This is a genomic window from Nocardia sp. NPDC004582, assembly GCF_053602115.1.
The window spans coordinates 1-9,738 of the sequence record NZ_JBSGCY010000193.1 but is presented as its reverse complement, the minus strand read 5'-3'; the positions used below and the strand labels follow the sequence as shown (position 1 = coordinate 9,738).

The 9,738-nt window shown below is 68.0% G+C and carries 8 protein-coding genes, 4 tRNA genes and 1 pseudogene; 6 read left to right on the top strand and 7 right to left on the bottom strand.

What is annotated here, in order from left to right:
- The 3 genes and pseudogenes from ACWELJ_RS31445 to ACWELJ_RS31435 all read right to left on the bottom strand — a co-directional run.
- Positions 1-539, bottom strand: a pseudogene (locus ACWELJ_RS31445) (hypothetical protein); the annotation flags it as partial.
- A gap of 313 nt (positions 540-852) precedes the next feature.
- Entirely contained in the window at positions 853-2,025 is a 1,173-nt protein-coding gene (dusB, locus tag ACWELJ_RS31440; protein ID WP_452369718.1) for a tRNA dihydrouridine synthase DusB, read from the bottom strand.
- Positions 2,026-2,097: 72 nt separating this feature from the next.
- A complete protein-coding gene (locus tag ACWELJ_RS31435) occupies positions 2,098-2,541 on the bottom strand; it encodes an SgcJ/EcaC family oxidoreductase (RefSeq protein ID WP_452369717.1) in 444 nt (147 codons plus the stop codon).
- A 92-nt stretch (positions 2,542-2,633) separates the two neighbouring features.
- On the opposite strand from ACWELJ_RS31435, the gene ACWELJ_RS31430 reads away from it, so the two are divergent.
- Positions 2,634-3,074, top strand: coding sequence for a MarR family winged helix-turn-helix transcriptional regulator (locus ACWELJ_RS31430; RefSeq protein WP_452369716.1), 441 nt, complete (start codon positions 2,634-2,636; stop codon positions 3,072-3,074).
- A gap of 66 nt (positions 3,075-3,140) precedes the next feature.
- Here ACWELJ_RS31430 and ACWELJ_RS31425 read toward each other — a convergent pair whose 3' ends face one another.
- From ACWELJ_RS31425 to ACWELJ_RS31415, 3 genes are all read right to left on the bottom strand, one after another.
- Entirely contained in the window at positions 3,141-4,124 is a 984-nt protein-coding gene (locus ACWELJ_RS31425) for an acyl-ACP desaturase (protein WP_452369715.1), read from the bottom strand.
- A gap of 211 nt (positions 4,125-4,335) precedes the next feature.
- Positions 4,336-4,929 (bottom strand): DUF937 domain-containing protein, encoded by a 594-nt coding sequence (locus ACWELJ_RS31420; protein WP_452369714.1) that lies wholly within the window; start codon positions 4,927-4,929, stop codon positions 4,336-4,338.
- 136 nt (positions 4,930-5,065) lie between these two features.
- Positions 5,066-5,138 (bottom strand) — tRNA-Lys (locus ACWELJ_RS31415).
- A 1,096-nt stretch (positions 5,139-6,234) separates the two neighbouring features.
- Here ACWELJ_RS31415 and ACWELJ_RS31410 point away from each other — a divergent pair.
- From ACWELJ_RS31410 to ACWELJ_RS31390, 5 genes are all read left to right on the top strand, one after another.
- Positions 6,235-6,900 carry a TetR/AcrR family transcriptional regulator gene (locus ACWELJ_RS31410; protein ID WP_357089553.1) on the top strand — a complete coding sequence of 222 codons (666 nt, stop codon included), beginning with the start codon at positions 6,235-6,237 and terminating at the stop codon, positions 6,898-6,900.
- Positions 6,901-6,992: 92 nt separating this feature from the next.
- Positions 6,993-7,065 (top strand) — tRNA-Glu (locus tag ACWELJ_RS31405).
- A gap of 36 nt (positions 7,066-7,101) precedes the next feature.
- Positions 7,102-7,175 (top strand) — tRNA-Asp (locus ACWELJ_RS31400).
- Positions 7,176-7,236: 61 nt separating this feature from the next.
- Positions 7,237-7,313, top strand: a tRNA-Phe gene (locus ACWELJ_RS31395).
- Between the two features lie 396 nt (positions 7,314-7,709).
- Entirely contained in the window at positions 7,710-8,411 is a 702-nt protein-coding gene (locus ACWELJ_RS31390) for a polyprenol monophosphomannose synthase (RefSeq protein ID WP_357089942.1), read from the top strand.
- A gap of 12 nt (positions 8,412-8,423) precedes the next feature.
- Here the strand turns inward: ACWELJ_RS31390 and ACWELJ_RS31385 are convergent.
- Positions 8,424-9,738: HAD-IB family hydrolase (locus ACWELJ_RS31385; protein WP_452369713.1), on the bottom strand; the 1,315-nt coding region annotated here is incomplete at its 5' end.

Below are 9,738 nucleotides of genomic sequence, written 5' to 3'. Positions count from 1 at the left end.
GCCCGCCCGGCCGCGGTCGGGGCGGCGGGGACGGCCTCGGTGACCGGGGGGAGTTCGTCGGTGACCAGATCGGCGGTGGGATCGGCGCGGCGCACGGTCCGGTTGCTTCCGGTGCCGGGCGCGGCCGCCACTCGACGCAGGTGGCTGTCGTCGCGCACGGTGCGCTGCGAACCCGTGCCGGGCGCGGGCTGGGTTCCGGATGGCTGCGGGGGAACGACGGGCTGTGCTCCTCCGGCGGATGCGCCGTCGAGCGGCGTCGCGGGAACCGGTGCGGCCGGTTCGCCCGCGGCCGTGCCGTTGGTGGCCGCCGGTGGGTTCTGCTCGCCCGCGTCGGTGCGCGGACGGCGACGCGTCTTGCGCTCGCTGTCCACCCGTTCGACCAGGTCCTGAACGGAGATGGGCCCGGCTGCCGAGTCGGCGTCGTCGGTGTGGCGGGAGCGGCGGCCCGCGCGCGACGGATCGTCGCCGTCCGCGGAGTAGCGCTCCCAGGGGGCGCGACCTCCGGGCCGTGGCGTACGCCCGTACCGATCGTCACCCACCAACGAACCTCACTTTGCTCTTGATGCCGAGGGCCATGATAACGATTCCGCCACGGTGAACCACTCGAACATGTGTCCACCCAGGTAGATCCTGTTTTTCCGCTTTGCCGGGATGCTCCGACGGGTCGGGAACACCGGCGGGTGTAGCGAGTCAGGTGTGTCCGCAAAGTGTGCCAGGGCCTCGGCTCGGGGCCCGGGAGGTGGGCCGGACATTGACCGGATCGTGCCGGTGTGGGCGGGCTCGGTGGCGGCGCGGGCGTCGGCGGATGTGGCAGCGGGCCCGGGTGACGAGGTCGCCGCGAGCCGCGGCCGCCTAACCTCCGCTGTGCATGACGTCGGCGGCGGTGGGGACGGTGGCGTCCTCGGGATCGTCGAGCCAGCCGTCGGGTAGGGCCACCTTGGTCTGGGGGGAGCCCTGGCGGCCGCGCGGTCCGAGAGCGTCCTCGGGGAACGGCACGTCCGGATCCAGCTGCGCGACCAGATCCCCGATCTGCGCCAGGCTGGTCACGGTGGCGAACTGCCGCCGCAGCGCCGAGCCGACCGGGAAGCCCATCAGGTACCAGGCCATGTGCTTGCGGATGTCGCGCATGGCCTTGTCCTCGCCGTCGTGTTCGACGAGCAGGGCGGCGTGCCGGTGCAGGATCTCGCCGACCTTGCCGAGCGTGGGCCCGGCGGGGATGGGCTCACCGCGCAGAGCGGCGCTGAGTTCACCGAACAGCCACGGCCGCCCCAGGCAGCCGCGACCCACCACGACGCCGTCGCAGCCGGTCTCGGCCATCATGCGCAGGGCGTCGTCGGCGCTGAAGATGTCGCCGTTGCCGAGCACCGGAATGCTGGTGACGGTTTCCTTGAGCCGCGCGATGGCCGACCAGTCGGCCTGCCCGGAGTAGAGCTGGGCGGCGGTGCGGGCGTGCAGCGAAACCGCCGCCGCGCCTTCCTCTTCGGCGATCCGGCCGGTGTCGAGGTAGGTGATGTGGTCGTCGTCGATGCCGATGCGGAATTTGAAGGTGACCGGCACATCGCCCGCGGCCGCGACCATTTCGCGCACGATGTCGCGGAACAGTCGCCGCTTGTAGGGCAGCGCGGAGCCGCCGCCGAGGCGGGTGACCTTGCGGACCGGGCAGCCCAGGTTCATGTCGATGTGGTCGGCCCAGCCTTCGCCGACGATGATCCGCACGGCCTCGCCGAGGGTCTTGGGGTCGACGCCGTAGAGCTGCATCGATCGCGGGGACTCGTCGGGTCCGAAGGCCATCATGGCCAGGGTCTTCTCGTTGCGTTCCACCACGGCCCGCGCGGTGATCATCTCGCACACGTACAGCGATGTGGCGCTGCCGAATTCGCGGCACAGGGTGCGGAAGGCGACATTGGTGATGCCCGCCATCGGGGCCAGCACGACCGGCGGATCGAGCGGGTAGGGCCCGATCCGCAGCTCGGTCTCGGGGGCCCCGGCCGGAGTGGTCTCGAGGGTTTGGAGCGAGGCAGTCACGCCTCCCAGTCTCTCATCCGCGTGACGGCGGCCAGAGCCGCCCGTCCGCGCGAGTGCCCCCGGTCACAGCGGTCAGTGAGCAGCGGGGCGGGTGCCGGGCTGGAACTTGAAGCTGATGGCCTCCATCAGCGGCTTGCGCTGGGTCTTCTGGATGGCCGCGATCCGCCACTCCCCGTCGGTGTCGCGCACGACGGTGTAGGTGGCCAGCTTGCCGAGCTTCTTCGGCTGCTTCTTGCCCACTTCGCCGGCCGAGACGACGACGGCGGTGTCGTTGCCGTAGCGGCGGATGTCGAGGGTTTCGCCCCACATTCGGGTGCCCTTCAGGAAGGAGTCGAACAGGACCTGGTGGGCCCGCCCGATTTCGTCGCCGCCGTGGTAGACGGTCCCGGCGAAGGTGACGTCGGTGGCGTCGGCGGTGAAGCACGCGCCGTAGGCGGCGCCGTCGCCGTTGTTCCAGGCTTCGACGGTGCGGTCGAGAAGGGTGCGGATGGCGTCGAGGTCGGTGGTGGCGTTCATGGTTCAATCCCTTCAGGTGTTTGCTGCTCCTGGAAAGTATCTTCTCACAAGAAGTATCTTCCTACAAGAAGAGAAATGAATCGGAGGCGTCCATGCTGTCGGACCCCGCACGGGCCAGTGCGATCTATCGCCGCTACCTCAGCGCCCTGGTACTCCACGCCCAGGCCGGGGCGCGGGCCGTCGGACTCGGCGCGACCGATCTGTACGCTCTCAACATCCTCGATCTGAACGGCGCCATGACCCCGGGCGAACTGGCCGCCCGCACCGGGCTGACCACCGGTCCCACCACCCGCCTCATCGATCGCCTGGAACAGGCCGGCCATGTGCGCCGCGTCCCCGACGCGGCCGATCGCCGCAAGGTCCTCATCGAGCCGATCCCGAACCCCGGTGAACTCGAACGGGTGCTCGCGCCCGCGCGCCGCAAGGTCGGCGAGATCCTGCTCGGTTACACCCCCGAGCAGCAGGAAGTCCTGTTCGACTATTTCGAGCGCGCGGGCCTCGCGTTCCAGGAGGCGGTCGACGAGATCGAGTGACGCGTGGACGACGACGGCCCCCCGGGATCGAAATCCCGAGGGGCCGTGCCGAATTCGTGTCAGCGGTCAGGCGCTGGCGGCAGCCAGGTCCTTGTCGCGCCTGGCGGCCTCGCGGGCCAGCATCTTGTCGCGCTGCTCCTCGAACTTCACGACATCCTTGCCGAGCTTCTCGAGGAAGAGGCCCAGGCGCTCGCGGGTCTCCTCGCCGCGCGCGGTGAAGTCGGTGCGCTCGAAGATCTGCCACTTCTTGAGCACCGGGTTCACCACCTCTTCGAGGTGCTGGCGCAGGTCGTAGATGCCGTGCTTGGCCATCAGCACGCCGTTGCGGCGGAAGTTGGGCATGCCGGCGCCGGGCATCTGGAAGTTCTCCAGGATCATGGTGATCGCCTCGAGGGCCTGGTCCGGGCACAGGTCCAGGGCCGCGCCGCACATGTTGCGGTAGAAGATCATGTGCAGGTTCTCGTCGGCGGCGATGCGCTGCAGCATGCGGTCGGCGATCGGGTCGTCGCACACGCGGCCGGTGTTGCGGTGCGAGACGCGGGTGGCGAGTTCCTGGAAGGTCACGTACGCCACCGAGTGCAGGAAGCCGGCGCTGCCGGTCTGCTCGAGCTGCTCGGTGGGGGAGGCGAACCCGTTGGTCATGTGGATCATGCGGGCCTGCTCGAGCGCGACCGGGTCGACGCCGCGGGTCACGACCAGGTAGTCGCGCATCACGATGCCGTGCCGGTTCTCCTCGGCGGTCCAGCGGCCGACCCAGGTGCCCCAGGCGCCGTCCTGGGAGAAGTTCTCGGCGATCTCACGGTGGTAGGAGGGCAGGTTGTCCTCGGTGAGCAGGTTGGTGATCATGGCCGCCTTGGCCAGTTCGCTCAGCTTCGACTGCGACGGATCCCAGTCCTCGCCGCCCATGGCCGCGAAGTTGCGGCCCTCGTCCCACGGCACGTAATCGTGCGGGTGCCATTCCTTGGCCAGGGAGAGGTGGCGATTGACGTTCTCCTCGGCAACCGGCTCCAACTCCGTCAGTAGCTCGAGTTGAGTCAGATCCTTTGCCATACATAAGCCCTTCGTGTCGTGCGTCGTGCTGTCGTACCCTCGCCGGCCTGGCGCCGCGGCCCATACCTTACGTGACCGTAGGGTGATGTGAAACTCATCTGTGCGCCATTGCGGGGTTGGTGAGAGATGTCATAAGAAGAGCGGCCCACAGCGAGGGGTCTATCGCTGTGGGCCGCGCTTCGTTAGCCGTGCATCAGCAATGGCTGGGAGATCACTTCTTTCCGAGCAGACCGCCGAGGACGCCGCCGAGGACGCCACCCGCGTTCTGACCCATGGCCTTGCCCAGGATGTCACCCAGGCCGCCGGCGCCCTGACCGCTGGTGGCTCCGCCGAGCAGGCCGCCCAGGATGTCGCCGAGACCGCCGGCGCCGGCCGCGCTGGGCTGGGCGGCCGCGCCGCCCCCGCCGAGCATCTTCTTGCCGAGGTACGCCAGCACGATCGGCGCGAGCATCGGGAGCAGCTTGCCCATCAGCTCGCCGCTGATATTGCTGCCGCCGACATTGCCGAGAGCGCTGATCACCGTGTTCTTCTCGGCGCCGAACGTCTGGTCGACGATCTGGTTGCCCGTGGAGGTATCCACCTGACTCATGTCGACACCGCCGTCGAGCAGACCCAGCGGCTGGTTGGCGACCTCGTTCTCGAGATTCAGCCCGACCTCGGGGTTGCCGGCCTGTGCCTGGAAACCGCCGAGCAGGACGGGCACGGCCGCGTCGACCGCGGTCTTGGCGGTGGCCTCGTCGACGCCGAGCTGCTCGGCGATCTGGGCGATTGGAACTTGAGAGAGCAGGTCATCGAAGGAAGTCATGAACTCCGCCTGTGGTGATGGATTCCCGGGGATAAAGCCCTACCGGGGTCACGCTAGGTGAAATCCGGACGGATTGCCACAGATTCGCGGATGTGGCGAGGGCCCGGAACGGCTGTTCCGGGCCCTCACGTGACTGTGCCCCCACCAGGGCTCGAACCTGGGACCTGCGGATTAAAAGTCCGTAGCTCTACCAACTGAGCTATAGGGGCGTGCGGGACGTCAGTGTAATGTGCCGGGCCCGCAAGTGTTAAACGAGTATCCGATTGTGCTCTGGCAGACGGTATTTGCGCAGGTCATGGTGTTGGATCGGAACACGCGGCGGGTCGGGGAGGGCCGTTCGGGCGGCCGGGCCGGCGTGACGGGTTGTGCCGACGATGTGACCGGCCGTGCCGATCGCCGGGGCTCGGGGAGCCGGGGTGGCGGATTGGGAGGACGATGTGGCGCTGTGAGGGTGCGGACCGGTCGGTGCGTCACCGCGACGGGGCAGAGCCGGGGTGCCACGGGGGTCGGCGCGGAGTGTGGGCGGGGTGAGGTGACGGTGTGGTCCCGTCGTGCCCGGACGCGTCCGGGCGGGCGGTCGCGCTCCCGCGGGCTCGGGTCGATCCCGGCCTCGGATGGCCCCGGTAATCGCCTTGCCACTCAGTTTGTTTCGTTGCCCTGGAGTGTGAATATCATCCAATGGTGATGCGTGGCAAGCTTTTTGGGGTGGTGGGAGGCGGCCGTTCCGCCCCGTTCCGGGCGCGGGGACGGCGGCTCGGTGGCGCCGCGAGCCGAGTGGGTCCGGCGCGGGCGCCGATGATCACGAGGCCGAACTTCGGTGAGATATGGGCGAATTCGACGTTTCGAGCCAATCGTCCATACGATTGCTGGGGAATTGCGGTTTTCGATAGGAGGTGTGCTGGCTAACTGACTTTCCGGTACACGTCACGCTGGGTGAACTTTCCGGGTACGGTGACCGACTGGTGAATTCCGGAGGAGCTGGGATTGCCCCGGCGACACGGGATTCGGCTTATCGTTGATGTGCCCGAACGTGTCGCGACCGGCCCATCCGATCGCGGCTCCAACAGATGAAGCTGCGGGGAGGCGGACCAGGACGACGTGAGCGCCGGGTGCGCACCTCTCGGGGTGTACCGGGCGGGAAAAACTATACCAGTTGGTGTGTTTCAAGTTTCTCGCGCTTTTTCGTACCAAAAGTTTGGTAATTCCGGGCATAGCCCGATTTGAAGTATTTGAAAGACACGTAACTTCGCGTCGAGGCCGTACCGCGGTCGGCGACGGTTAGCTAGCTTCGGAGGCGTTTCGAGCATGGCACGGCAGCAAGAGCGGGCCCGCCGGACACGCGCGGCGATCATCAGGTCCGCCGCCGTTGAGTTCGGGAAGAGCGGCTATGCCGCTGCATCGCTCAACCGCATATTGGAAGGCTCCCGGGCGACCAAGGGGGCCATGTACTTTCACTTCGACTCCAAGGAGGACTTGGCGCGCGCGGTGCTGGAAGCGGCGGTCGACCGCTACCGGGCATCGACCGAAAGATGGCTCACCCGAACCGATCTCGGCCCGCTCGACGTGCTGCACGGCATGATCGACGAGATCGCGTTACGGCTGGAGAACGACATCATCATCCAGGCCGAGTTCCGGCTCATCATCGAGCCGGAGTTCTATCGCGACATCCAGGCCGGCGGGGGCCGCATCCTCGGGCGCGCCATCCGGCAGCTCGCGGTCCGGGCCGCGGAGCACAAACAGCTGCGCCCGGATTCGGACCCGGACCGGTTCACCCGCACCTTGGCGGCGGCCCTGGCGGGCCAGCGCTACATCGCCGATGTGCTCACCGGTCCGGCCGATCTGCGGGCCCGGTTCGCCGAGGCGCTCGAAGTGATCGTGGACGCCACCGCGACACCGGAGTGGGCCGAGGAGTTCCGCCGCGTGGGCTGGCGGGTGTCCGCCCGGCTCGAAGATCTCAACTTGGGACTCTGACCAGCTGATTTGGGAATCACGCGGAGCCTGTCATAAGCTATCTCCGCTCCCAACGGAAGCCGTTGAGCAAACGGTCCGGAGAAATCCGGCGGGCCCCCTTCGTCTAGCGGCCTAGGACGCCGCCCTTTCAAGGCGGTAGCGCGGGTTCGAATCCCGTAGGGGGTACAACCATGGAGACATGGTTGTCGGAGCAAGTAGCAAGGCCCTGTGGCGCAGTTGGTTAGCGCGCCGCCCTGTCACGGCGGAGGTCGCGGGTTCGAGTCCCGTCAGGGTCGCAAGATCTTCTTGCGACAGCAAGAAGCGCACGAAGCTTGGCATTCGAATCGGGTGCCTCTCGGCCAGGTAGCTCAGTTGGTACGAGCGTCCGCCTGAAAAGCGGAAGGTCGCCGGTTCAATCCCGGCTCTGGCCACCAGCTCTGGAAGCCCCCGTCCATCGGACGGGGGCTTCCGGCGTTCCGGGGGTTCTTCGCGTGTTCTCACCTTCAGCCCTGATCTTGGTGGAATGCTGGCTGGTATGGCTGAGGACAACCAGTGGTATTACTGCATCTCCCATCAGAAGGCGGAGCAGGGAAAGACCTGCTGGGTCGGGGATCGGATGGGCCCCTATCCGGATCGGGCGACAGCCGAGCGGGCGTTGGATATTGTGCGAGAACGAAATCGGCGTGCCGACCAAGAGGACGACTGACGTTCGGGCGACGGGGGTGACGCGCCTACACGGTGCGATCACGAGGCGCTCGGGCGGACCAGGTACGGTTTCGTAGCGAGAAGACGACCGATCGGGAGGGCGTACCTTGAAGGTCACCGTGGTGGTGCCGACCTACAACGAGCGGGAGAACCTGCCCGTTGCGGTGGAGCGGCTGACCGCACTGCCGGTGGAGGACCTGCATGTGCTGGTGGTGGACGACAATTCACCGGACGGCACCGGCGAGGTCGCGGACAAGCTGGCCGCCGATCTGCCGAACGTGGTGAGCGTGCTGCACCGGACGGAGAAGGACGGCCTGGGCCGCGCCTACATCGCCGGCATCACCAAGGCGCTCGACGAGGGCGCGGACGTGGTGATCCAGATGGACGCCGACCTGTCGCACCCGGCCGAGGTCATTCCCGCCATGCTGGACAAGCTGAAGACCACCGACGCCGGCGTGGTGCTCGGATCCCGGTACGTTCCCGGCGGTTCCACCGCCGAGGAGTGGAAGTGGTACCGCAAGGCGCTCTCCGCCTGGGCCAACTTCTACGTCAACCTGATCCTGCGTCTGGGCGTGAAGGACGCCACGGCCGGGTTCAAGGCGTGGAAGGCGGACACGCTGCGCGCCATCGACGTGGCCTCGATCAAGTCGAACGGTTACTCGTTCCAGGTCGAGATGAACTACCGCACGGTCAAGAAGGGCATCTCGATCGCGGAGGTGCCGATCCGTTTCGAGGAGCGCACCAAGGGCGCCTCGAAGATGAGCCTCAAGGTGCAGCTCGAGTCCGCGGCCATGCCGTGGAAGCTGCTGTTCGGGCGGGCCGTCTAGAACTCTCCGGCGCTAGGACTTATCGCCGGGCCAGTGGAGCAGGGTGTCGACGAACAACTGTCGGACCTGCTCCACTTCCGTATCCAGGCGGGCCGGGTCCCAGCCGCTGACGTCGATCGGCGGTAGGACGGCCACGTCCACCACGCCCTTGCGGACGATCGCGGAGTTGCGCCAGGCGATCTCCCCGGCATTGCGGATCACCACGGGGATGATCGGCACGCCCGCCTGCCTGGCGATGTGGAACGCGCCCTTCTTGAACGGGCCGACGCGCGGGGTCAGGGAGCGGGTGCCCTCGGGGGCGATCACCACCGACAGTCCGCCGCGCAGGGTGTCGACCACCGGCTCCAGGGCGGCCTTGGCGGCCTTGGTGTCGGCGCGATCGATGAAGGTGACCTCCACGAATCGCATCAGCGGCCCGAAGACCGGGTTCTTGGTGATCTCGCGTTTGGCGACGCCGGTGAATCCGGCGCCCAGCACCTCGGCCAGCACCACGATGTCGAATTGGCTCTGGTGGTTGAAGATGAACACCGCCGGTCGCGGCGCGCGGGCGTACTCCGCGCCGGTCACCCGCACCCGCACCCGGGTGCCGCGCAGCGTCGAGTCGGCGGCGTGGGTCATCATCGAATCCGCCATCTGGCGGCGCTGTTTGGTGTGCGCCTTGGCCGCCACCCCGAACAGCGCCCCGCCCAGCAGACCGGTGAATCCGGCCAGGGTGCGGGCGTAGTCGCTGGGCTTGGGGGCCTGCCGGGGCCGGAAGTGCAGGACCGGCCACTCCTGCTCGGCGGCCTCGAGCACGACGCGCGGGTCGGGGTTGACGGCCACCGGATGCCCGGCGGCTTGGAGCAGCGGCAGGTCGGCGGCACTGTCGGCGTAGGCCCAGCTCCGGGTGAGGTCGATGTCGTGGGCGATGGCGAAGCGGCGTACGGCGTCGGCTTTGCCGTTGCGCCACAGCGTCTTTCCTTCGACGTGCCCGGTGAGCACGCCGTCCTGGACGGCCATGGCGGTGCACAGCACGTGCGGGATGCCGAGTTCGGCGGCGACGGGCTCCACCTGGTAGCGGCTGATCGAGCTGATCAGGACCAGGGTGTGACCGGCGGCCTCGTGTTCGCGGACCAGCCGCCAGGCCTCGGGGTAGAGGTGCCCGTACACGTTGCGCGCGAACACCTGCCGCCCGAGGTCGATCAGATCGGCTTCGGGCACCCCGGCCCAGTCGTACATGGCCGATTGCAGGAAGCGCTCGTATTCGCCTTCGCTGCGGGCGCCGCGGATGCTGCCGAGCAGGCTGGCGGTGAGCGCGCCCCGGGCGCTGCCGCGGCGCAGCAGGCGC

Excerpts from the sequence above, each read along its gene's own strand:
- ACWELJ_RS31435 (WP_452369717.1), bottom strand. The coding sequence starts at position 2,541 with ATGAACGCCACCACCGACCTCGACGCCATCCGCACCCTTCTCGACCGC.
- ACWELJ_RS31430 (WP_452369716.1), top strand. The coding sequence starts at position 2,634 with ATGCTGTCGGACCCCGCACGGGCCAGTGCGATCTATCGCCGCTACCTC.
- ACWELJ_RS31425 (WP_452369715.1), bottom strand. The coding sequence starts at position 4,124 with ATGGCAAAGGATCTGACTCAACTCGAGCTACTGACGGAGTTGGAGCCG.
- ACWELJ_RS31420 (WP_452369714.1), bottom strand. The coding sequence starts at position 4,929 with ATGACTTCCTTCGATGACCTGCTCTCTCAAGTTCCAATCGCCCAGATC.
- ACWELJ_RS31410 (WP_357089553.1), top strand. The coding sequence starts at position 6,235 with ATGGCACGGCAGCAAGAGCGGGCCCGCCGGACACGCGCGGCGATCATC.